Origin of the sequence: Chryseobacterium sp. NFX27, from assembly GCF_049887855.1 — a bacterium.
Taxonomy (GTDB): domain Bacteria; phylum Bacteroidota; class Bacteroidia; order Flavobacteriales; family Weeksellaceae; genus Chryseobacterium.
Map to the genome: position 1 here is coordinate 1 of NZ_JAGEKK010000013.1, position 22,866 is coordinate 22,866.

The following is a 22,866-nucleotide window of genomic DNA, read 5'->3' on the forward strand; positions in this document are numbered from 1 at the left end:
TTCTCTTACAATTTGAAGCTTTAAACTTAAATTGTAATCTCTCTGTGTACGTTTGATGTACGCGGTTTCTAAATGTTCTTCCATAACGATTCTTTTTTTGTGTATCGATATTTCAGGACTAGACATTGTAAAATAATAAAACCTCTCGCTTTGAGAGGTTTTTTTGTTTAAAATATATTGATGATCACAGCTCAGTGTCAGTCATGAGCTTCTTTAATTGTCCCCAATCTTAGAATTTATACAAGTAGAATATCATTAGGATAAAATAATCCCTTTTTTGAAAGAAGAAGTAATCTGGAAATTTTGTGCATTTTGTGAAAAAATAAATTCTGGAACTTTTCTTTAAGTTAAGTCAGATTTTATTACAAAATTTGTTTGTAGTATTTTATTTTCTATTTCTCAGTTAGTATTTCAGATTTTGTACTTCAGTTATGATGATATTCAAAATTATCTAAACATTCTCTGTTTCAGAATAACAGCTCGGTGTAATTTAACCTCTTAAAAATATTGGTAACATATGAGTTTTATGGCTGGATTTTAAAATCAAATTACTATTTTTGAATTATGATTAAAGCGAGCAATGTCCATAAATTTTATGGAAATTTAGAAGTACTGAAAGGAGTTGATATTCACATTAAAACAGGTGAAGTGGTTTCTATTGTAGGCGAATCCGGAGCAGGAAAGTCTACGTTGCTTCAAATCTTAGGAACTCTGGATCATCCCAGCAATTCCAATAAATACAATACTGAAATAAGTATTGCAGGAGAATCTTTTATTAATATGAATGATAAGCAGATTTCCAAATTCAGAAACCAGAATATTGGTTTTGTCTTTCAGTTTCACCAGCTTCTTCCTGAATTTACTGCTTTAGAAAATGTTCTGCTTCCGACAAAAATTGGAGGAGCCAACGAAAAAGAAGCTTTAGAAAAAGCATATGCTTTATTTGAAGACCTTAAAATAGAGCAGAGACTGCATCATAAACCCAACCAGTTATCCGGAGGGGAGGCACAAAGGGTAGCCGTAGCAAGAGCCCTGATTAATTCTCCCAAGATTATTTTTGCGGATGAGCCTACAGGAAACTTAGACTCAAAAAATGCAGATGATCTTCACAGGTTATTTTTTGATCTTAGGGATAAATACAACCAAACTTTTGTAATTGTAACCCACAACCCAAACCTTGCCGAGATCACAGACCGTAAACTGGTTATGAAAGACGGAATGATCATCGAATAAAAAAACTTACCCCAATGAAAAGATTTATTTTCCTGTTCCTTTTTATTGTTTCCTGCTCTAAAGCTGAGTCTCAGGAAAATAATGCTTCCGGTAGTCTTCCGGCGGCAAAGGTGCTGGAAATTAAAAATTTTGTAAAAGGGAAGAACTATAACCAGGATATTGCTGTTTTTATCAATTTTAAGATCCATTCCGGGAAATACCGTTACTTTGTTTATGATCTGAAAAATAATAAAATACTGCAGAAAGCAATTGTTTCTCATGGCTCAGGATCAGTTATTAAGAATTCTGATGCCCTGAATTTCAGTAATACAGAAGGCTCATATCAGTCTTCACTTGGGAAATATGAGATATTGAACAGCTATAATGGGAAGTTTGGAAAAGCTTACAGGCTGAAAGGTCTGGATAAAGGTAACAGCAATGCAATGCAAAGGGCAGTAGTACTGCATTCTTTCTGGTGCATCCCAGATCAGGAAACTCCGGCTCCCGCCTGCTTAAGTTTGGGTTGCCCAATGCTCTCCGCCAATGCATTCGTGGAGACTGCAAAATATCTTGACCAATCAAAACATCCGGTGATCATGTATGCATTTTATTAAATTCAGAATCTTTTATAACTTATAACACACAAATGACCATAAAATTCCTTGCCGAAGATGACAGGCCCAGAGAAAAATTTTTGATGAAAGGAAAGAGTTCACTTTCCGATTCTGAACTTCTGGCAATTATTATGGGAAGCGGAAGTAAGGATGAAAGTGCATTGGAACTAGCAAGAAAAATTCTCGCATCAGTAAACAACAGCTGGCATCAGCTGAGCCTTCTTTCCAATAAAGAGCTTATGAAATTTAAAGGGGTTGGCGAAGTAAAAGCTGTTTCCATTATTGCGGCATTAGAAATAGGAAAAAGGAGAACTGTTCAGGAAATACCTGAAAAAACGGTGATCTCCAATAGTGATGATGCCTATTTTATCCTTAGAAACCAATTATCAGATTTAAGGACTGAAGAATTTTGGGCTATATTCCTTAACCAAAGCAATAAGGTACTTCATATTTCACAGCTGACACAAGGGGGTATAAGCCAGTCAATCGTAGATGTAAGAATTCTATTTAAAACGGCCCTGGATCATTTTTCAACAGGAATTATTATTGCTCATAACCATCCGTCGGGAAGCCTGAAGCCCAGCAAAGAAGACCTCAGCATTACCAAGAAAATACATGAGGCAGGAAAAACATTGAGTATACAGCTTTTAGACCATATTATTATTACACAGGATACCTACTTTAGTTTCTCAGATGAAGGATTGTTATGATTAGAAGACTGAAATATAACGAGATAGATTTTATAAAATATGCAGACTGCCTGGAAAAGTCAGAGCAGAGAAAATATTCAGCATCAAAATTTTTTTTGGATGTTACAACTGGTAAGCAATGGGATCTTTTGGTTTATAATAATTATGAGGCTGTAATGCCTGTTCCTTTCATACTCAAAAAAGGTATTAAAATTGTACATAATCCGCTGATATGCCAGCAGCTTGGTGTTTTTTCAGATAAAGATGATAAGAAAATTAATGGAAAATTCCTGTCTTTTCTTCAGAAGAATTATCTGGTGAGAGCTTATCATTTTAATGAAACCAATAGTTTTGATTCAAAGTTAAAGACAAAAAAGAATTTTCTTTTATACCCTGATGAGTATGCTAAGGTGTTTGCGAAATATTCACCCAAAAGAAAAAGAAAACTGAGGCTGGATGATGAAGTAACAGACAATTCAGAACTTAAGGAAATACATTACAAAGACGCAGAAATTTTCATAAAAAGCAATGTGATAGGACTGGATAAGGAAGAGGACACAGACACTTTACTGAAAACGCTTGAGGCATTTCATTCATCAAAACATTTAAAATTTCTGGCCTTTTACTATCATCATGAGATCACCAATATGATTGCTGTTTATTCAGATTACGATACCATTGCTCTTTTAGGAACTTTTAATGATAAAAAATACATTAAAATGGCCGGAGCATCCACACTTATTGATTACGTAATCAAAGAGAATATTGAAAATTTTATTTTTGATTTTGAAGGAGGTAATCTTCCAAGCATTGAAGAGTTTTTCAGAGGCTTCAGACCAGAATTGAAGCCATATGCTGTTATAGAAAATTCTAAAAAAACATTGATCAAGGATTTTGCCCGATTTCTAATGAGAGGCCGATTTTCTTAAGATGAATATCATGTTTATTCGTTATTTAGAATGGTTTTAATTAAATATTATTCCGTACCTTTATAAAGTATTTATCCTAATAATCCAGCCATGCTAAAGCAGATCCGTCATTACAAACTGCCCTATATTATTTATAATTTTTTTAATAAGAAGAAATTACAGCATAATATCCCTTTGTATAGAAAGTATGGCCTCAAAAAAAACTATTTTTCCAGCATTTCCAGTGCTGATTTTGCCCATCTTCCGGAATCAGAAAGAGGAATAGATCAGGAGAAACTTGCTGAAACTGTGTTTTTCAAAGAACTTACTGCCGAAAATAAAGAAAGTGCCCTTCAGTATGATGAAAACGGATACATGATTGTAAGAAATTTCATTACTGCAGATGATGCTGACAGGATCAATAATGAAATTGAAAAATTAATGGAAAAAGGCACGCTGAAGTTTATTTACGGCGGAAAGCTGATGTTTGCCATCCATCATTCCGAGATGATTAAAAATATTGGAAATGATAAGAACCTGATGGATTTTCTGTCTGTCCTTTTAGATGGTAAGGCCAAACTTTTCCAGAGCATCAATTTTATTAATGGCAGCCAGCAGAAAACGCATTCGGACAGTATTCATATGACGACTTATCCTCTGGGAGGGCTTCTGGGAGTCTGGATTGCATTAGAAGATGTGGATGAAACCAATGGTGCGTTACATTACATTCCTAAAAGCCATAAACTTCCTTATTTCCTTAATTCTGATTATGAGAATGAAGGCAGTGCATTTAAAATCGGTAAAAAAAGCTACCGGGCCTACGAAGAATTTTTGGAATCCAAGGTTAAAGAACTTGGTCTGAAAAAAGAAATATTTAAAGCAAAAAAAGGAGATATGTTAATATGGCATGCCAATATTCTCCACGGTGGCGAACCTCATGCAGACAAAAATAAAACCAGAAAAAGCCTGGTTTATCACTTCTTTGATGAAAATAGTGTATGTTATCATGAAGTTACACAAAGACCTGCATTGTTTGAACTGTAATTTACGGATATAAAGACTTTCTGAGACAGAATAAAACACCTTAATAATACCGGCTGAAAGAATAGTTTTTTTACTTTTGCATCCTTAACTACAATGCAAATGAAGAAAACTGAAAATATTCTCGTTTTTATTTTTTCGATCTATTTATGCCTGATGTCCTACTATCTGTATACCCATCAGTATTACAATGCAGATTTGGAGGCCTACATGGGTCTTATTTACAAAACTGAATATTCCGATCTTAAAATAGAAGAAATTCATAAAAAAGTATATACAGAATTAAAAAACATAAACCCAAAACTTTCTGAAATTTCAACCAATGATAAAGAAATTGCAATAGGTGAAAACAGTTATTATTATACGCTGTCAGAAAATCCCAAAGCTTATGAAGAAGAACTTCAGCTGTTTTCTGTAAAACCCTTTTATAACTTTGTGAACCTGATGTTCTTTAAATTAGGCTTTAAAGTGACAACCTCAATATCTTTAACCTCGATATTTGCTTATGTTTTTATTTTAGTCTTAATATTCTGCTTCCTGATTAAGGTTTTAAAAAATTATCCTTTAGCATTCATCCTGACAGTCATTATTTCATTATTCAAACCACTTTTGGAGGCAAGCAGGCATGCTTCGGCAGACAGTTTAGCCTGTTTAATGCTTCTGTTGAGTTTCTATTGTTTTGTAATTAAGAAGAAACACCTTCCAGCAACGGTTTTTGCAATGCTCTGTGTTTTAACAAGACCGGAATATTTTATTTTATATTCATTTCTTTATATTTTAATTTATTTTTACAAAAATACCCTTCAGATTAAGCAGACGGAAGTATTTCTATCTTATGGCTATATTTTCCTTTCCTTTTTTCTGATCCAGTATTTCAACCAGATTTCATGGTCGGTTTTATTCATGAACCAGTTTACAAAAGTTCAGATCTATCCCATATCAAATCCGGATCCGTTCTATTTTCCGGATTATCTGAATTTTATAAAAAAAACAATAATGTTGGATTTTAACGGATCATATTTCCCATTGCTTTTATTGTTTATCGTTGTTATTCTGGCCAACAAATTTTCTTTGAACAGTAAGAAGAGCCAGGCTCAGTGCTTATTTTTTGGAGCTGTTTATGCCACTGTTTTTTTTAGATATCTTGTTTTTCCAAGTCTGGCCAACAGAATGATGATAGGTTTTTATCTGATCATTGTTCTGTCTCTCATCTATATTCAGAATTCTAAGACTGATATATTTAAAAACTCTTTAGAAGCCGGAAAATAATTAGTAATTTTGCGGTCTAAAATTATGGCTAGTTTTTCAGGATATTTACCATATGCTTTTGCATTGATTATCGCAATTCCTTTTTTGGTTTTGCTGAGACAATTTGTACACTCATACATTACCTTAAAAAACCAGGAAATCAAGCTTCTTTCCGTGAAATCGAACTCTGAAAATAAAGCACATTCCTATGAAAGGATGACTCTCTTTTTAGAAAGGATAAAACCATCGAATATCATCCAGAAATTTGATAAAGGTTTGGCAGTACATGAGTTTATTTTCCTTACTGAAAAGACCATCAATGAAGAGTTTGAGTACAATTCTTCACAACAGCTGTATATTACAAAAAGCTCATGGAAGAATATCGTGGATTCAAAAAATGCTTTGATCGATTTACTTCATAAAACATACGACGGACTGAATGGAAATGCAGATCTTGAGGAGTTCAAAACCATTTTCATCATGAACTATATGGAGGGCGATGACTATATTGCGGCTACCATAGAAGACCTTAGAAGAGAAATTTTAATTATAACTTAAAAATAACAGATAAATAATGATTCCAAATTTTAAAGCACATCCATGGCATGGGGTTTCTGCAGGAGAAGATGCGCCAAATGTTGTAAACGTATTCGTGGAAATCGTTCCTTCAGATACTATTAAATATGAAGTAGATAAAGAAACAGGATTCTTGAAGGTAGACAGACCTCAGAAGTTTTCTAATATTATTCCCGCTTTATACGGATTTGTTCCAAGAACATACTGCCATAACGAAGTAATGAAACTGGCTGTAGAAGCTGGTGCTGATGATGTGACAGAAGGTGATCATGATCCGCTTGATATCTGTGTGTTAAGCTCTCACAACATCCATTCAGGAGGATTATTAATGGAAGCTATTCCAATCGGTGGATTCAAAATGATTGATGGTGGGGAAGCAGATGATAAAATCGTTGCAGTAATGATCGGCGACCATGCTTTTGGACATTTCAGAGATATTTCTGAACTTCCTGAAGCTGAAGTGAAAAGATTGATGCACTATTTCTTAACGTATAAAAACTTACCGGACGAACCTGCAAAATGTAGAATTCACGAGGTATACGGAGCTGAGCACGCTAAAAAAGTGATCAAAGCTTCTCAAAAAGACTATGCAGAGAAATTCGGAGGCTAAGAAACAGCATTCCAAAATCATAATAAAGGCAGGTGAATTTTCATCTGCCTTTTTATTTGTTTAAAAAGCACCTTTTGATGGAAAAATAGAAAACTTATATAAATTATACTTTCCTGGAATATTACCTTTTAATGCTGTTTTAAATTTTCAGAAAATATATTACAGAACCAGACTTAATAAAACAATGGATTTTTTGTTATATTTATAAAACTAATTACTATTTATTAATATTAAAATAATAAACTATGGATTTGTTCTATTTAATTCCGGTTTTTGGCGTTGTCGCCTTATTGTATACTTTCCTGCAGAGTAACTGGGTAAGTAAGCAGAATGCCGGAAATGAGAAAATGAAAATAATCAGCGGACACATCGCTGACGGTGCAATGGCTTTTCTAAAGGCAGAGTACAAGATTTTAACCTATTTTGTCGTTGTAGTAGCAATATTACTCGCTGTAATGGGATCCAGTAATTCTAATTCCCACTGGAGCATTGGTGTTGCATTTGCTGTAGGAGCTGTATTTTCTGCACTGGCAGGATTTATCGGAATGAAGATCGCAACAAAAGCCAATGTAAGAACAGCAGAAGCCGCAAAAACTTCACTTTCCAAAGCTCTCAAAGTTTCCTTTACAGGAGGTTCTGTTATGGGAATGGGAGTGGCCGGATTGGCAGTTTTGGGCTTAGGAGCCCTTTTTCTGATCATTAAACAGATCTTTGCTCCTGATGCAACAGTAGATTCCCATGAAATGGAAAGGACAATTGAAATTCTTACAGGATTTTCACTGGGGGCAGAATCCATTGCACTTTTTGCAAGAGTAGGCGGAGGTATTTATACAAAAGCCGCAGACGTTGGAGCTGACCTTGTGGGAAAAGTGGAAGCCGGGATTCCTGAGGATGATCCCAGAAATCCGGCTACTATTGCAGATAATGTGGGTGATAATGTAGGAGATGTGGCAGGAATGGGAGCCGACCTTTTTGGGTCGTATGTTGCAACGGTACTGGCAACAATGGTTTTGGGTAGAGAAACAATGTCTGACGATGCTTTCGGAGGCTTTGCACCTATTCTTCTTCCAATGCTTATTGCCGGAACAGGGATTATTTTCTCTATGATAGGAACCTTGTTTGTAAGAATCAATGACAATGAAGGCTCGTCCACTTCAAGCGTTCAGAATGCCCTGAATCTGGGGAACTGGGGAAGTATTGTCATTACAGCGATCTCTTCTTATTTTCTGGTTACCTATCTTCTTCCCGAAAAAATGACCCTCAGAGGACATGAATTCACCAAAATGGGTGTTTTCGGAGCTATAATGGTAGGTCTTGTCGTAGGAACCTTAATGAGTATTATTACAGAATTTTATACCGCTATGGGTAAAAGACCTGTTTCAAGTATTGTAAGACAGTCTTCTACCGGTCACGCCACAAACATTATCGGAGGTCTGGCAGTAGGGATGGAATCCACACTGCTTCCGATCATTGTATTGGCAGGAGGTATTTATGGGTCTTATTTATGTGCAGGACTTTACGGTGTGGCTATTGCTGCGGCCGGAATGATGGCAACTACCGCCATGCAGCTTGCCATTGATGCCTTCGGACCGATTGCTGATAATGCAGGAGGAATTGCTGAAATGAGTGAGCTTCCAAAAGAAGTCCGCGAAAGAACAGATATCCTGGATGCTGTAGGAAACACTACAGCAGCTACAGGAAAAGGATTTGCCATAGCTTCTGCAGCATTAACGGCGCTGGCTTTATTTGCAGCCTTCGTAGGAATTGCCGGAATCGATGGAATTGATATTTACAGGGCCGATGTTCTGGCTGGCTTATTTGTAGGAGGAATGATACCGTTTATATTCTCCTCTCTTGCCATTACTGCAGTAGGACAGGCGGCAATGGCTATGGTAGAGGAAGTAAGAAGGCAGTTTCGTGAAATTCCGGGGATCCTGGAAGGAAAAGCACAGCCTGAATACGAGAAATGCGTAGCCATATCCACAGATGCATCCATCAGAAAAATGATGCTTCCGGGAGCTATTGCCATTATCTCACCTTTGTTGATAGGTTTTATCTTCGGGCCTGAAGTTTTGGGAGGCTTTTTAGCCGGAGCTACCGTGAGCGGTGTTCTGATGGGAATGTTTCAGAATAATGCTGGCGGTGCCTGGGATAATGCTAAAAAATCATTTGAAAAAGGTGTTGATATCAACGGTCAGACGTATTATAAGGGCTCAGAACCTCATAAAGCTTCCGTGACGGGAGATACTGTGGGAGATCCGTTTAAAGATACTTCAGGGCCATCAATGAATATTCTGATCAAATTGATGTCTATTGTTTCATTAGTGATTGCACCGACACTGGCGGTATTGCATAAAGACAAAATTGAGGCCAACAGAAAAGCTAAACTGGAGAGCCTGACAAGAGCTTATAATGCAACTTCAGCTACGGCACATACAGGTCTTCAAACCGTTCCTTCTTCTCCAAAAGAAATCAAAGGGCATCTTAATGAAAACGGGGATTTTGTTTATGAAACAGGAAATATTCAGGAGATAAAATTGAAAGGCGGAAAAATAATCACTTTAGGAGAAGGAAGCAGGTTGTTCCAGTTATATAATTCAGTCAATCAGAAAGACCAGACTGTCATAGATCCCAATAACTGGTATACTTTGGAAAACCTTTATTTCGAAACCGGATCCAGTGATCTGAAAGCAGGTTCGGATGTTCAGCTTAATAACCTTGCCGAAATTCTGAATGCCTATCCTGATGTGAAAATCAAGCTGGGAGGGTATACAGACAATACCGGCAATGAAGAAAGCAACCAGAAATTATCGAACCTTAGAGCTCAGACTGCAAAATTGAAGCTTTTGGAGCTGGGAATTTCATCAGACAGGGTAGAAGCAGAGGGCTATGGCTCACAGCATCCGGTTTGTGAAGCAAATGACACGGATGAGTGTAAAGCAAAAAACAGAAGAATTGATGTAAGAGTTCTCACTCTTTAAATATTTAATAATAAAATCTTTAAAATTGGATTTCATAATTAATGTTAAAAATTCACATGTTTTTGAATAATTATTTATTTTTAATTTTAAATTAACTCAGGCTCGGGATAGGAATTAATTTTTATTAAGTAAAATTTCTATTAAAAATGGATTAATATTTTTATTTTCTTTTTCATAGGACTGAGAAAATAAATATAAATGTTTGGTTAAACATATTTTATGTAAGATTCTTATTCTGGGCTCAGGTTAATTAAATAATTTATAATAGATTATTTTAATTAAGATTTTATTTTCTATTCATATGAAAAAGTTACTTCTTTTATTTTTTTTTATTTTATATAACATGAATTTTTCTCAAGAATTTGAATACTTTAATTATATTAAAAAAGCTGAAACATTGTATCATCAGAAACAATATGAATCAGCCGGAAAATATTTTGATAAGGCTTATGAGGTTATGAATAAAAAAATAATCCAAAATGATTTATATAATGCTTCATGCAGTTGGAGTATGGCTAAAAATATTGACAAATCCTTTTTTTATTTAAATCAAATTATTGAAAATAAAATGTTACAGGGATGGGACGATCCTGTTGAGTTTTATAAAAATTTAAATAAAGACAGTGATTTTAATAATTTGAAATTAGATCCTAGATGGAAGACTCTTATGATTACTGCATATAATAATCAACAATCATATTTAAAAAATACTGATAATCCTTTAGCGAAAAAAATAAAATTGATTGGTGAAAAAGATCAAGAAATAAGATTAAAATTAGATTCCATTCGAAAAAAAGATGGTTTAAACACGCCATATGAAAAGGAGTTTATGAAAGAAATAGAAAAGCAAGACTCAATTAATATACTTGCTGTAGAAGATATTATCAATGAATATGGCTGGCTGGGGCCTTATAAAATCGGTTATAAAAATAATCAGTATATGTTTCTTGTTATTCAACATGCAAACTTGGCAACTCAAAAAAAATATTTGCCGATACTAGAACAGGCTGTTGAAGATAAACAAGCTCTCCCAAAAGACTTAGCATATTTGCAAGATAGAATAAACAGAAAAGAAGGTCTTCCTCAAATTTATGGTACACAGGTTTATATTGATAAAGAAGTTAATAAGTATTTTTTATATCCTGTTAATGATATTACTAATATTGACAAAAGAAGGGCTTTTGTTGGTTTAGAATCTCTCTCGGTATATTTAAAAAACTCCTTCAATATAAAATGGGATATTAATGAATATTTAAATGAAGTTCAGATTTTGGAAAAAAAGCTTTTAAAAAAATAATCTTATTAAAATCATAATGTTGTAGTTAATCTATTGAATAGCATAAAATTAATTTGTTAAAAATATGTTAAATTAATATTACACTATTGTGTGATATTTTTTATTTTAATAGTTTAGCTAGACATTAATCAACAAATAAGAATTAACATGAAAAAATTAAAAAAATTCGTAGTAAGTGAAGAGAGTCTTAAGAAAATCAAAGGAGGAATTCTTGAGCCAACTTTAGATGATGGTTCATCATCATCATCTTCTTCATCTTCTTCATCTTCTTCATCATCTAGTATTGTTTCTGATTCAGATTCAGATTCAGACTCTGATTCTGATGCAGATTAAGATTTTCTATTTTAACAACAAAAGGGGATATACATATATTGTATATCCTCGTTTTTTTAATCTAATTTAATACTTTCAGCATGGTCTTAATATTATCTAGATCCGATGATGGTTCTACTAATAGAATAATTGATTGGCTGTTTTTTTATGAAAAAAAATACGTACGCCTAAATGGAAATAAAGCCAACTATCAACTAAAGAAAATAAATAATAAGGAAATCATAATATCATTTTATGGAGAGGAAATAAACATTCTTGAAGCTTGTACTGTTTGGTATAGAAGAAATGGTTTTGGTCACAGTTCTTTTGAATATTCATTATCTAAAAATCTTTTAAAGAAAATTTTTAAAAGAGAAATTGATCAATTCTATGTTTATGATCAAATTAAAGATGAATTTAAAGTAATTTTTGAGTATATAAATTTTCTTATTGAAAACACAATACCTAATCAACTTGGCAGTTTTTTTAAAAGAGATATAAATAAACTGGTTACTTTATATCAGGCTGAAAAATTGGGTTTTAAAATTCCCACTTCATTCATATTTCATAAGAAAGAAACATTAATAAATGAAGATAAATTAATTACGAAAGCATTAAAAGATGGAGTTTATTTAATGGGAAAAGACTACGATTATTATTCCTATACAGAACGTGTAACCGAAAATGCTGTTAAAAAAGTATACGAAGATACTTTTTTACCGTCCTTATTCCAAAAAGAAATAAAAAAGAAATATGAGTTACGTGTATTTTATTTGAAAGGTGAAATTTTTAGCACTGTTATATTTTCACAACAGAAAAAAACCGCTTCAGTTGATTTTAGAAGAGAGGGACATTCTATTAGATATCTCCCGTTTTCTTTACCCGAAGAAATAAAATATAAAATCAATATCCTGATGGAGAAACTGAATCATAATATTGGCGCAATCGACTTAATTGTAGATACAGATGATAACTATGTATTTTTAGAAATAAACCCTGGTGGACAATTTTCCTATTATTCAGATATGTGTAATTTCTTTATTGAAAAAAAAATAGCAGAAATTTTATGAAAAAATTAATACTAAACAAAGAACAAAAAAGGTGTCTACCTATTTTTTATAATTATATAAGTTTTAGAAAATTAGATTCTTCTAATTATAGTTTTGAGCTTCCTCAGTCAAATAAATATATGAACTTCACAAATATAAATGTTCCACATACTTTTATTTCAAAAATAATTGATTATTCTAAAATTGATTAATATGGTTCACAAAGAGAATTTCTTACTTATCTATACCAATGTTTTTTTTGTAAAAGGACATACCCGAACTATGATTCTGGATTTATTAAAAAATGATTGGATATTTTTTGATAATGAATATGCTGATTTAATTGATTTATTTGCAAATAACAGTGTTGCAACTATAGCAAAAAGTATTGACCCTGAAAGTCAGGAAGACTTTTATAATTTTATACAGTTTTTATTAAATAACGACTATGCCTGTTATGTGGATGATATTTCTTTGTTTCCAAAAATTGAAGAGGTTTGGCATACACCTTATAAAATAACAAATTGTATTATCGATTTTAGTGATAAAATCCATGAGATGGAAAAAATATCCAATAATCTTTTTTTATTAGGCTGTCAATATATAGAATTAAGATTTTACTCTGATATACAAATAGTAGAATTACAAAATATTTTAAAATATTTAAAAAACAAAGATTTCAGAAATATTCATATAATATTAAAATATAATTCAGGTATATCAAATGATAGTTTATTTAATATATGTAAGGATTATTTAAATTTATCATTTACTTTATATAACGCACCCATAAATGAATACTTCAAAAATGAATTAGAAAATGTACTTCCTTCAGTAGGATACATACATTACATCAAACAAAATATTATTGACTGTACAAGTTGTGGTATAATTAATTCAACCACATTTTTGAATCCGAAAAATATTGGAGTATTTATGTCAAATAAGTTATATAACTCCTGTTTAAACAGAAAAATATCTATAGATATTGATGGTAATATTAAAAATTGTCCTTCAATGAAAGAATCCTATGGAAATATTAATGAAATATCCCTTCTTGATGCTTATAAAAACGAAAGCTTTAGAAATGTTTGGTCTTTAAACAAAGATATGATTAGTACTTGTAAAGATTGTGAATTTAGATATGTCTGTAGCGATTGTAGAGCATACACTGAAGTGCCGGATGATCATAATTCAAAACCTCTGAAGTGTGGATATGATCCCTATACAGGAGAGTGGGAAGACTGGAGTAAAAATCCATTTAAACAGAAGTCAATTAATTATTATAAAATACAAACTTTATAAATTCTTTCTCAGATGTTCCAAAGCCTGGATGATCAGTTCATCCTTTTTGGCAAAACTGAACCGTACATAATCAGAGTTCTGCCGCGAATTATAAAAGGCAGAAAGTGGGAGGCATGCTGTTCCTTTCTCTACTGTTAACCATTTTGAGAATTCTACATCAGTCATTGTTTTAGAAACATCCCTGAAATTAACTATCTGAAATACGCTTCCTTCAGCCTTTTTGATGGCTTCCAGAGGTGTAAATGCAATCATTTCATTAAATATATCTCTTTTTCGCTGCATTACATTCCTGTTTTCGTAGGGATCAAATACTTCCAGATACTTGGCAAGAGCATACTGGGCCGGAGCATTCGCACTATAGGAAATATATTGCTGGTGGCATCTGAATTTTGAGGTAAGACATTCTGAAGCAAGTAAATAGCTCACCTTCCAGCCGGAAGTATGAAACATTTTTCCAAAAGAAAATATACAGAAGGTCCTGTTTCTCAGCTCAGGATGAAGAAAAGAACTGTAATGTTCAAGTCCGTCGTAGCAGTATGTGTCATAGATTTCTTCAGAAATAAGGTAGATTTCCTGATGTTTTATCAGTTCATAAAGCTGGTTCCAGTCATTTTGCTTCCAGATTGTCCCTGTAGGATTTTGAGGTGAGTTGACGATAACAGCTTTTGTTTTTGCGGAAATACATTTTTGAAAATTTTCCCAGTTTATCGTAAAATCATTATCAAGATCATAATAAACAGGAATACCGCCATTTTGAACAACAGAAGGTCCGTAAGTATAATAAGAAGGCTGAATAATAACAACTTCATCTCCTTGATTCAGAATTGATTTAAGGGCTGTATTTAAAGCAAAAGTTGCGCAGGGAACAATAGTTACCTCATTTTCTTTAAGTCTGATGCTGTTTTTACGTGCTTTGTTATAAATAATGATATTGTTAATGAGCAGGGGATTTCCCGCAAGTGGCTCATACTGATGTTTGTTGCTATCTACAGCTTCCTTTAAAAATGATTTTAACCGTTCATCAATATCAAAATCAGGAAGTCCTAAAGACAGGTCAAAACTGTTATGTTTTGCGGCAAGTTCAGACATTCCTGTGAAAAAGGAATAATGTGTAAATCCGTAAACTTTTTCCATCTCTATTGCATTTATATCAAATATAAGAAAAATAGGCATTCGTTGAAGGTTAAATAAAATTTGTTATTTTTAAGCAAATTATTATCAAATGAAAAAAATACTTATCCCGTTGTTGAGCCTGGCTATTGTAGTCAGCTGCGGAACAGTGAAATCTCCTGAAGGTGCTTCAGCTCAATCTACATCTGTAGCAAAAGGTGATAAAACCTTTCTCTCTGCATATAAGACTATTAAGGCTGATGAATTAAAGAAGAACTTATATGTCATTGCTTCTGATGAAATGGGAGGAAGAGATACCGGAAGTCCGGGTCAGAAAAAAGCGGGTGAGTATATGATCAATTATTATAAGAGCTTGGGAATTACTCCTCCAAAAACATTGGGGTCCTATTACCAGAAGGTTCCGGCCGAATTTATGCAGAAAAGAGGCGGAGGAAATCTTCCGGACTCTGAAAATATTCTTGCTTTCATTGAAGGAAGTGAGAAACCTGAAGAAATTATAGTGATTTCCGCACATTATGATCATGTTGGGACTAAAAACGGAGTTGTTTATAACGGGGCCGATGATGACGGAAGTGGAACGGTAGCCGTTATGCAGATTGCCAAAGCTTTTCAGGAAGCTAAAAAGGCAGGAAACGGGCCAAAAAGATCAATTCTGTTCTTACATGTAACGGGAGAAGAGCATGGTCTGTTCGGATCTGAATACTATACAAGCAATCCGGTATTTCCGCTTGCGAATACTGTAGTTGACCTTAATATTGATATGATTGGACGTGATGATGCTGCCAACAGAGGAAAGCAGTATGTATATGTAATTGGTTCTGAAATGCTTAGTTCTCAGCTTAAGGTCATCAATGAAGCAGCCAATAAAAAGACGAATAATTTAGAATTAAACTATAAATATGATGATCCGGCTGATCCGGAACAGCTGTACTACCGTTCAGATCACTATAATTTTGCTAAGAATAATGTTCCGGTAGCCTTTTTCTTCGACGGTATTCATGAAGATTATCATAAACCAACCGATGATCCTGAAAAAATCGATTATCCATTGCTGGAAAAAAGAGCTCAGCTGGTTTTTGCTACTGCCTGGGAAATTGCCAACAGAGCAGAAAGAATTGTAGTAGATAAAAAATAGATTATTGGTTAGTTCAACGCAGAGGAGTAAAGGAAATTACTTTAAATAATAAGCGATAAAGTAAATTAAAACAATTGTTTATGAAATTTACGCAGGTGTTTAGTAATATGTTATTTCTGATAAAATCATTTACACAGTACGGAAATAAAGTGTTGCCTTTGCGTTGACCAATCTTATCAAAATTTATATTCAATAGGAACGGAATTTAGCCCGCTTTATAAAAAACACCATAAAAACAATCAGATGACAACAGCAATTCGTGAAGCAAAACAGGAAGATATTCCACAGATCCAGATCGTCAGAAACTCTGTAAAAGAGAATATGCTTTCTGATCCCACGTTGGTAACCGACGCAGACTGTGAAGAGTTTCTGTTTCAAAGAGGAAAAGGCTGGGTAGGTGAGATAGAATCCCGGATCGTAGGCTTTTCTATTGTAGATCTGAAGGAAAATAATATCTGGGCCCTTTTTATGCATCCTGATTTTGAGAATCTCGGGATCGGAAAACAACTTCACGATAGTATGCTTGATTGGTATTTTGAACAGACTAAAGAAAATGTCTGGCTGGGAACTGCACCGGGGACCAGAGCTGAAACATTCTACAGAAAGTCCGGATGGCAGGAAACTGGCATGCACGGAAAAGGTGAAATCAAATTTGAAATGACCTATACTCACTGGAAAAACAGAAAACAATGAACCAGCAAGTAAAATCCATCAGGCCGTTTATCGGGGCAGAAAATTTTGAAATAAGCAGAAACTTTTACAGAGATCTGGGTTTTGAAGAAGTGATCCTTGAACCTAAATTGTCCCTTTTTAAAAGGCAGGAAACCGGATTCTATCTTCAGGATTATTATGCTAAAGACTGGATAGACAATACCATGGTCTTTATGGAAGTAGAGAACACGGACAACTTCTGGAAGGAGCTTCAGACTTTGGATCTTACGGGAAAATATGAAAGAGTAAAGCTTACACCTGTAAGAACGATGGATTGGGGAAAAGAATGTTTTGTACATGATCCGTCGGGGATTCTGTGGCATTTCGGTGAATTTTTTTAATAGAAAGAAAATATGATTTACGCTTTTGATACTTATTATGATGAGGACCATGCAAATACCGTATGTATTGCATTTGAGGACTGGACCTCAGAAAATGAGTCTGATATTTATACTGAAAAAACTGAAGTCTCCTCCGGATATGAAAGTGGTGCTTTCTACAAGAGGGAGCTGCCCTGCATATTAAGTTTATTAAAGAAAATTGAATTAAAAGAAGGAGACATTATTATAGTAGATGGTTATGTTACCCTTGATGATGACGGTAAAATAGGTCTTGGAGGATATCTCTATGAAGCCTTAGATCAAAAATATACAATCATTGGAATTGCAAAGAACAATTTTGCTTTGCCGGATTCCCAAAGAAGAAGTGTTCTAAGAGGAGAAAGCAAAACTCCGTTATTTCTCACGGCAAAAGGAACGGATGTAGATGAAGTACTGCCTAAAGTAGAGCAGATGTCCGGAGCTCACAGGATACCAACACTGCTGAAAAAGCTGGATCAGCTTTCCCGGGCTTAACGTTTTGCTTACAGGTTCTGTAAATTTCACAGATATTTCTCACATAATCAAATATCTATATCATTAGTTTTCAGAAGCTTCAGTTTAAATGCCTTCCTGAATTTTAAATTATTCTGCAAAAGGTGACAAATGTCATTCGTTTCTTATTTTTATTGATTCTAAATAAATATAAATTTGTCTCAAGAAAATAAAGGAATAATGAAGAAATTATCTACCCTTTCTGCCGTAGTATTCTATATGATGATGAATGCACAGTACTGTACTCCGGTATTCCAATATGGAGCAGACAGCAACATGATCACCAATGTTAGTTTTGGTAATATCAACAATACATCCACTTCTCAATCAGGAAGTGCTCAGGTTTATGAAGACTTTACCTCAATGTCTGCTGATCTTCAGACCGGAAACAGCTACCAGATCTCTGTAAAAGGGCCTTCCAGTACTTTTCCGAGCGATGTCATGGTATTTGTTGATTTCAACAGGAACGGTAATTTTTACGATGCAGGAGAGAGCTTTTATATTGGCAGGCTGGCCGCAGCTAATCCTTTTGATGCTTTTACAGTAAACGGAACGATTACAGTTCCTGCGAATGCAGTGTCCGGAGCCACAAGAATGAGAGTGCTGAAAAATACAAATACAGCTGCCTATTCAGACCCGAATGCAGCCAATTCCATCAATACAGCATGTGATGCCGGGTTACGGGCAGGGCAGACCGAGGATTATACTGTCAATATTGCAGGTAACAACTTGGCTTTCCCATCACCATACTGTGGAGCTGAAAATGTTACGACTTTAACTGTCAGCGAAATTACAAAAGTAGAATTTACAGGAATTTCCAACGAAAGTCATATAAACGGGACTTCAGATGCAGTGGAAAATTTTACAGCTACGGTTTTCAACGTGAACAGAGGCCATTCATATCCGATAACCGTGACGGGGGGAACTCAGGGGCAGACAACCGTATCAGCTTATGCTTACATTGATCTTAATCACAATAATGTTTTTGATCCGAACGAGGTATTTAATTTAGGGTATCTGGATAATTCTGATCCTGTTCCCGGCAAACAGTCGGGAATAACGTCCGGAACAATTACAATTCCTGCGGATGCCATGCTGGGAGAGACCCGATTCAGAATTGTGAAAGCTTACGAATCCAGTTCATGGATGGGAACACTGGAAAATCTGCCATGTCCTTCAGGATGGTTTATTGGTCAGGTGGAGGACTATACTTTAAATGTACAGGCATCAAACCTGGCTACATCGGAGGTAACGAAGAAATCTTCTGCAATACTATACCCCAATCCTACATCAGGTTCCGTAATGTTAAAAACAGAAGAAGGGGTCGAAAAATATGAAGTTTACAGTATATCAGGACAGAAACTTTTGGAAGGGATATCCGGAGTTGTTAATATGAACGGCTTTACTCCTGGAACTTATTTCATAAGAATCTACACCAAAGATAAAAAAAGCATCACCGAAAAGATCATCAAAAAATAAGAACACTTATCTAATCATATCCATATCAATTTTTGTTTTTTTAACCGGCAGATTCTATCTGTCGGTTTTGTTTTTTGAGCAGATATAGCTGAATATTGTATGACGAAATTTCCTATAACGGTTTGGATTCCAGTATTTCTAATAAATCATGTTTTGACAGTTTCTGAAGGCCCGTTCCGTCAGTCTGAAGCAGATTTTGGGCCAGCTCATTTTTCTTTTTCTGAAGACTTAAAATTTTCTCTTCCACAGTATTTGAACAGATGAGCCGGACTGCAATCACATTCTTAGTCTGGCCGATCCGGTAACTGCGGTCTATCGCCTGGTTTTCCGCTGCAGGATTCCACCATGGGTCTACCAGATAAATATAATCTGCCTGCGTAAGATTAAGGCCTACACCGCCGGCTTTTAAACTGATCAGGAATACCCGGATTTCTTCATTCTCCTGGAAATTGTTAACGGTTTTGCCCCTGTTTTTGGTTTGCCCGGTAAGATATTCAAAAGGAATCTTTTTATGCTCAAGTTCAGCTTTTAGTAAATCCAGCATCTCTACAAATTGGGAGAATACTAGGATTTTATGATCTTTGGATTTACTTTGGATCTGCTCCATCAGTATTTCTATTTTCACGGCATGATCGCCGGAATATCCTTCTTTTAAAAGGACAGGAGAATTACAGATCTGTCTGAGTCTGGTAAGCCCAGTCAGAACATGCATGCTGTTTTTATTCAGATCATCGTCATCGTTGGCGGCAATAAATTCACGAAGCTCTTTTTCATAAGCATCATAGATTTTACGCTGTTCAGTATCCATCTCACAGTAGATGACCATCTCCGTTTTTTCAGGAAGCTCTTTGGCAACCTGTTTTTTTGTCCTGCGGAGAATAAAAGGTCTTATTTTCTGCTGAAGTTCCTGAGCACGCTTACCATATTCAAATTTATCAATAGGAACAGCATAAATGTCCTTAAAATACTGCTTGCTTCCCAAAAGTCCCGGACATGCAAAAGAAAGCTGGCTGTAAAGATCGAAAGTATTGTTTTCAATAGGAGTTCCTGTAAGAACAACTCTGTTTCTTGAATTCAGCAGACGGGCTGCTTTATATCTTTCTGAATTAGGATTTTTAATCGTTTGGGATTCATCAAGGAAAACATAACTGAAACGGAAATCTTTCAGAAAACGGATATCCGAAAGTAGCATTCCATAGCTGGTAAGTACCACCTCGTATTCAGAAAAGTGGACTGTTGTTTTCAGCCTTTCAGCTCCATAATGAGTCATTAGCTTTATTGAAGGAGCAAATTTGCTGATCTCTTCCTGCCAGTTGAAGAGCAGGGAAGTAGGAACCACCACAAGATGGGTAATATGGCCTCGCTTTTCCCGTTGAGACAGAATGAATGCGATCACCTGAAGTGTTTTCCCAAGCCCCATATCATCTGCCAGGCACCCGCCGAAATTAAAGCTGTCCAAAAAGCTCAGCCAGTTCAGTCCGTCATGCTGATAGTCTCTTAACTCAGCATTTAAGCCGGAAGGTATATCGATTCGGGGAATGTCTTTAACAGAGGAAAACTGCAGCGAATAAGAAGAGAGCTCTTCCTGTACCTCACTGCTTAAAATATCTTTTTCAAACAGTGAAGACACTTCCGTAAAATTGATTTTCGGAATTTTAAGGTCTTCGGCATCAATTTCCCCGATCCGGAAAAATTCATTCATCCTGCTGATCCATTCTTCCGGAAGAACTCCAAGCGTGCCGTCGTCCAGCTGTACAAATTTACTTCTGTTGCGGATGGCACGGTGAAGCTGTTTCAGAGCCGCATCTTTCTGTCCGAAGCTTACCTTTAATTGAGCATTGAACCAATCCAGCCCGCTGGTAATCTGGATATTGACCTTTGCTTTGTATGAGCTGAGTTTGGTGTTTTTGAGCTCATTGAATCCAAGAATGACCACCCCTTCACGTCTCCATATTTCAAAAGCGTCAAGAAACCAGTCCTGATCCAGAAACTTATCTTTATGCAGATAAAAATAATCATAGCCGTCCATCTGTGCCTCAAAGTCGGGGTGCTGCTTCATGATGAGAGACGTAAAACGGGCCTCTTCCGCATCACTTCTGTCAATTTTAAATACATTTCCATTCTGATCTGTTCCGAAAAGCTGTTTTCTGGAATAGACGGCAACTTCCGCCTGCCCATACTTCATAACCGGCGTTAAAACCACATAATTTCGCTGTTGGCGAAGATAAATGATCCGTTCATTACGGTGGCGTTGCTCTTCAAGCTGTACTGGTGTTGCAGGCTGTATATAGCTATAATTGATATGAATACGCTCTTCCAGCGAAGAGAGGATATTCTTCATGAATGCTTCATACTTTGAGGAATGAACAAGCAGGATCTCATTATTGGCTTTAAAAAACTTAATGACCCTCAGCATATCAGGATCATTTACAAAGCTGAACGTATTCCGGCTGTAGACAAAGTACTCATTCCTGATCGCTACATTTTTAAAAGGAACAGAAATATCATTGAACTCAAGTTCACCTGTAACTTCATAAAAAGGTTCTTTTTTAAATACACTAAGCTGAATTTCAGCCCGTAAAACTTCAAGATGTACAGGAACAAGGGATTTTGATGAAACAGTTTCGGACAGTTCACGGTCATGATAATAAGTTTCCAGCCCAAGCGGATTCTGCACGATCAGCTTTAGGGCTTCCAGCTCTGCAGTATTGTAATCCTCATTATAATTATTCTGAAACGCCGAAACAGCAGTATAGAACTTAATATGTTGTGGTTCTTCAGCTTTCCAGATAAGCTGCATGGCATCAACAGGATGTACAGGATTTTTGAGCTTTCCTGCCTGTGTAGTTTCAGCTTCCATAAGGGAAAAATTCAGATGACTGTAATAACGGTGTCTTCCGATAACCAGTATTTTCCTTTTTCCACTGTCCTGTAATGCCAATTCATCAATTACTGAGGAACGCTGGGGAAGAAGCTGCTGTTTAAAAATATCCTCATCTATAGGTAACATTTCCCTGATCTTAGGCTGTACTTCGATGTTGTTATTAACGTACCCAAGTTCAAAATAGATATCAAGATCAGATTCATTTTCTAAGCCGTAGCTTTTGGCTTTGGCAATAAATAGTTTCTTACGGAGGAACGGATCAAAAAAAGTCCTGAATTTTTTCTCTTCTAGAATACAGTGGATGATTTCTGCCTGATGCTCACAAAGCTTGTCCTTAGGACTGCGGCAGGTGCATGTGCTTACTATAGAACTGCCTATCTGGCTGACGGAAACCTCCGGAAAATCTTTTAAAGGAGATCTTTTGGTGAAAACTCCAATATTGTTTTCAATGGCAGCAGGGTATATATCATGAAAATCTCTGCTCTCCAGAAATGCACTGCCGGAAGTATGTTTCAGAAGATCATACACAGAAAGTATACTGATGCTTGTATTTTCAAGAATATAGGCTGTCATAAGCACGCGAATTTACAAAAAATGACCCGAACAATTTAAGATATTAATGATGAAGTAAAAAACTAATGGTAGACGGCAATCTGAGGAATGTTGCCGTTTCATTTTATGCTTTGAATACCAATATAAATATTCAATTGTATTTTATCATACGATTAATAGATATTTTATCGTTATTATTGTACAATATTTGAATTCATGAAAAAAACCAAATGAATTTAAGAAGATTATAATTATTTTTT

At 35.2% G+C, this 22,866-nt stretch carries 20 protein-coding genes; 18 read left to right on the top strand and 2 right to left on the bottom strand.

The features are described from left to right. The first annotated feature begins 564 nt into the window (after nt 1-564). The 13 genes from J4Q03_RS14575 to gwsS all read left to right on the top strand — a co-directional run bounded on the left by J4Q03_RS14575 (nt 565) and on the right by gwsS (nt 13,842). The gene (locus J4Q03_RS14575) at nt 565-1,233 is read left to right on the top strand and encodes an ABC transporter ATP-binding protein (RefSeq protein WP_426048869.1); all 669 of its coding nucleotides are present in this window, start codon (nt 565-567) and stop codon (nt 1,231-1,233) included. Nucleotides 1,234-1,247: 14 nt separating this feature from the next. Beyond that, nucleotides 1,248-1,826, top strand: a complete 579-nt coding sequence (locus J4Q03_RS14580; protein WP_426048870.1) for a murein L,D-transpeptidase catalytic domain-containing protein — start codon at nt 1,248-1,250, stop codon at nt 1,824-1,826. Nucleotides 1,827-1,858: 32 nt separating this feature from the next. Then, nucleotides 1,859-2,536 (top strand): RadC family protein, encoded by a 678-nt coding sequence (radC, locus tag J4Q03_RS14585; protein WP_426048871.1) that lies wholly within the window; start codon nt 1,859-1,861, stop codon nt 2,534-2,536. Continuing rightward, complete coding sequence (locus J4Q03_RS14590; protein WP_426048872.1) at nt 2,533-3,444, top strand: hypothetical protein; 912 nt, start codon at nt 2,533-2,535, stop codon at nt 3,442-3,444. Before radC ends, J4Q03_RS14590 begins: the two co-directional genes overlap by 4 nt. Before the next feature lie 90 nt (nt 3,445-3,534). Continuing rightward, nucleotides 3,535-4,467 carry a phytanoyl-CoA dioxygenase family protein gene (locus J4Q03_RS14595; RefSeq protein WP_426048873.1) on the top strand — a complete coding sequence of 311 codons (933 nt, stop codon included), beginning with the start codon at nt 3,535-3,537 and terminating at the stop codon, nt 4,465-4,467. Between the two features lie 99 nt (nt 4,468-4,566). After that, nucleotides 4,567-5,733 (top strand): hypothetical protein, encoded by a 1,167-nt coding sequence (locus J4Q03_RS14600; RefSeq protein WP_426048874.1) that lies wholly within the window; start codon nt 4,567-4,569, stop codon nt 5,731-5,733. Between the two features lie 24 nt (nt 5,734-5,757). Then, complete coding sequence (locus tag J4Q03_RS14605) at nt 5,758-6,270, top strand: hypothetical protein (protein WP_426048875.1); 513 nt, start codon at nt 5,758-5,760, stop codon at nt 6,268-6,270. A 16-nt stretch (nt 6,271-6,286) separates the two neighbouring features. Continuing rightward, entirely contained in the window at nt 6,287-6,898 is a 612-nt protein-coding gene (locus J4Q03_RS14610; protein ID WP_111953138.1) for an inorganic pyrophosphatase, read from the top strand. A gap of 245 nt (nt 6,899-7,143) precedes the next feature. Continuing rightward, nucleotides 7,144-9,879 carry a sodium-translocating pyrophosphatase gene (locus tag J4Q03_RS14615; RefSeq protein WP_426048876.1) on the top strand — a complete coding sequence of 912 codons (2,736 nt, stop codon included), beginning with the start codon at nt 7,144-7,146 and terminating at the stop codon, nt 9,877-9,879. A gap of 301 nt (nt 9,880-10,180) precedes the next feature. After that, nucleotides 10,181-11,176: a DUF6624 domain-containing protein gene (locus tag J4Q03_RS14620; protein ID WP_426048877.1), complete on the top strand. Its 996-nt coding sequence runs from the start codon at nt 10,181-10,183 to the stop codon at nt 11,174-11,176. 147 nt (nt 11,177-11,323) lie between these two features. Beyond that, a complete protein-coding gene (locus J4Q03_RS14625) occupies nt 11,324-11,509 on the top strand; it encodes a hypothetical protein (RefSeq protein ID WP_426048878.1) in 186 nt (61 codons plus the stop codon). Nucleotides 11,510-11,589: 80 nt separating this feature from the next. Then, nucleotides 11,590-12,558, top strand: coding sequence for a grasp-with-spasm system ATP-grasp peptide maturase (gene gwsG / locus J4Q03_RS14630; protein WP_426048879.1), 969 nt, complete (start codon nt 11,590-11,592; stop codon nt 12,556-12,558). A 192-nt stretch (nt 12,559-12,750) separates the two neighbouring features. Then, nucleotides 12,751-13,842 carry a grasp-with-spasm system SPASM domain peptide maturase gene (gene gwsS / locus J4Q03_RS14635; RefSeq protein WP_426048880.1) on the top strand — a complete coding sequence of 364 codons (1,092 nt, stop codon included), beginning with the start codon at nt 12,751-12,753 and terminating at the stop codon, nt 13,840-13,842. On the opposite strand, the gene J4Q03_RS14640 is transcribed toward gwsS, so the two are convergent. Beyond that, nucleotides 13,837-14,976, bottom strand: coding sequence for an aminotransferase class I/II-fold pyridoxal phosphate-dependent enzyme (locus J4Q03_RS14640; RefSeq protein ID WP_426048881.1), 1,140 nt, complete (start codon nt 14,974-14,976; stop codon nt 13,837-13,839). The genes gwsS and J4Q03_RS14640 overlap by 6 nt on opposite strands. A gap of 88 nt (nt 14,977-15,064) precedes the next feature. Between J4Q03_RS14640 and J4Q03_RS14645 the strand changes: the two genes are divergently transcribed. The 5 genes from J4Q03_RS14645 (at nt 15,065) to J4Q03_RS14665 (ending at nt 19,170) form a co-directional block, all read left to right on the top strand. Beyond that, complete coding sequence (locus tag J4Q03_RS14645; protein WP_426048882.1) at nt 15,065-16,108, top strand: M28 family metallopeptidase; 1,044 nt, start codon at nt 15,065-15,067, stop codon at nt 16,106-16,108. Nucleotides 16,109-16,351: 243 nt separating this feature from the next. Then, a complete protein-coding gene (locus J4Q03_RS14650; RefSeq protein ID WP_426048883.1) occupies nt 16,352-16,801 on the top strand; it encodes a GNAT family N-acetyltransferase in 450 nt (149 codons plus the stop codon). Further along, entirely contained in the window at nt 16,798-17,160 is a 363-nt protein-coding gene (locus J4Q03_RS14655) for a glyoxalase (RefSeq protein ID WP_426048884.1), read from the top strand. Before J4Q03_RS14650 ends, J4Q03_RS14655 begins: the two co-directional genes overlap by 4 nt. A 12-nt stretch (nt 17,161-17,172) precedes the next feature. Next, a complete protein-coding gene (locus tag J4Q03_RS14660; RefSeq protein WP_426048885.1) occupies nt 17,173-17,673 on the top strand; it encodes an endonuclease V in 501 nt (166 codons plus the stop codon). A gap of 198 nt (nt 17,674-17,871) precedes the next feature. Continuing rightward, the gene (locus tag J4Q03_RS14665) at nt 17,872-19,170 is read left to right on the top strand and encodes a T9SS type A sorting domain-containing protein (RefSeq protein ID WP_426048886.1); all 1,299 of its coding nucleotides are present in this window, start codon (nt 17,872-17,874) and stop codon (nt 19,168-19,170) included. Nucleotides 19,171-19,282: 112 nt separating this feature from the next. On the opposite strand, the gene J4Q03_RS14670 is transcribed toward J4Q03_RS14665, so the two are convergent. Continuing rightward, the gene (locus J4Q03_RS14670) at nt 19,283-22,627 is read right to left on the bottom strand and encodes a DEAD/DEAH box helicase (RefSeq protein ID WP_426048887.1); all 3,345 of its coding nucleotides are present in this window, start codon (nt 22,625-22,627) and stop codon (nt 19,283-19,285) included. Between the last annotated feature and the right edge of the window lie 239 nt (nt 22,628-22,866).

What these genes read in the sequence shown, in the direction of transcription:
- J4Q03_RS14575 (WP_426048869.1), top strand. Translation starts at nt 565, where the DNA reads ATGATTAAAGCGAGCAATGTCCATAAATTTTATGGAAATTTAGAAGTA.
- J4Q03_RS14580 (WP_426048870.1), top strand. Translation starts at nt 1,248, where the DNA reads ATGAAAAGATTTATTTTCCTGTTCCTTTTTATTGTTTCCTGCTCTAAA.
- radC (WP_426048871.1), top strand. Translation starts at nt 1,859, where the DNA reads ATGACCATAAAATTCCTTGCCGAAGATGACAGGCCCAGAGAAAAATTT.
- J4Q03_RS14590 (WP_426048872.1), top strand. Translation starts at nt 2,533, where the DNA reads ATGATTAGAAGACTGAAATATAACGAGATAGATTTTATAAAATATGCA.
- J4Q03_RS14595 (WP_426048873.1), top strand. Translation starts at nt 3,535, where the DNA reads ATGCTAAAGCAGATCCGTCATTACAAACTGCCCTATATTATTTATAAT.
- J4Q03_RS14600 (WP_426048874.1), top strand. Translation starts at nt 4,567, where the DNA reads ATGAAGAAAACTGAAAATATTCTCGTTTTTATTTTTTCGATCTATTTA.
- J4Q03_RS14605 (WP_426048875.1), top strand. Translation starts at nt 5,758, where the DNA reads ATGGCTAGTTTTTCAGGATATTTACCATATGCTTTTGCATTGATTATC.
- J4Q03_RS14610 (WP_111953138.1), top strand. Translation starts at nt 6,287, where the DNA reads ATGATTCCAAATTTTAAAGCACATCCATGGCATGGGGTTTCTGCAGGA.
- J4Q03_RS14615 (WP_426048876.1), top strand. Translation starts at nt 7,144, where the DNA reads ATGGATTTGTTCTATTTAATTCCGGTTTTTGGCGTTGTCGCCTTATTG.
- J4Q03_RS14620 (WP_426048877.1), top strand. Translation starts at nt 10,181, where the DNA reads ATGAAAAAGTTACTTCTTTTATTTTTTTTTATTTTATATAACATGAAT.
- J4Q03_RS14625 (WP_426048878.1), top strand. Translation starts at nt 11,324, where the DNA reads ATGAAAAAATTAAAAAAATTCGTAGTAAGTGAAGAGAGTCTTAAGAAA.
- gwsG (WP_426048879.1), top strand. Translation starts at nt 11,590, where the DNA reads ATGGTCTTAATATTATCTAGATCCGATGATGGTTCTACTAATAGAATA.
- gwsS (WP_426048880.1), top strand. Translation starts at nt 12,751, where the DNA reads ATGGTTCACAAAGAGAATTTCTTACTTATCTATACCAATGTTTTTTTT.
- J4Q03_RS14640 (WP_426048881.1), bottom strand. Translation starts at nt 14,976, where the DNA reads ATGGAAAAAGTTTACGGATTTACACATTATTCCTTTTTCACAGGAATG.
- J4Q03_RS14645 (WP_426048882.1), top strand. Translation starts at nt 15,065, where the DNA reads ATGAAAAAAATACTTATCCCGTTGTTGAGCCTGGCTATTGTAGTCAGC.
- J4Q03_RS14650 (WP_426048883.1), top strand. Translation starts at nt 16,352, where the DNA reads ATGACAACAGCAATTCGTGAAGCAAAACAGGAAGATATTCCACAGATC.
- J4Q03_RS14655 (WP_426048884.1), top strand. Translation starts at nt 16,798, where the DNA reads ATGAACCAGCAAGTAAAATCCATCAGGCCGTTTATCGGGGCAGAAAAT.
- J4Q03_RS14660 (WP_426048885.1), top strand. Translation starts at nt 17,173, where the DNA reads ATGATTTACGCTTTTGATACTTATTATGATGAGGACCATGCAAATACC.
- J4Q03_RS14665 (WP_426048886.1), top strand. Translation starts at nt 17,872, where the DNA reads ATGAAGAAATTATCTACCCTTTCTGCCGTAGTATTCTATATGATGATG.
- J4Q03_RS14670 (WP_426048887.1), bottom strand. Translation starts at nt 22,627, where the DNA reads ATGACAGCCTATATTCTTGAAAATACAAGCATCAGTATACTTTCTGTG.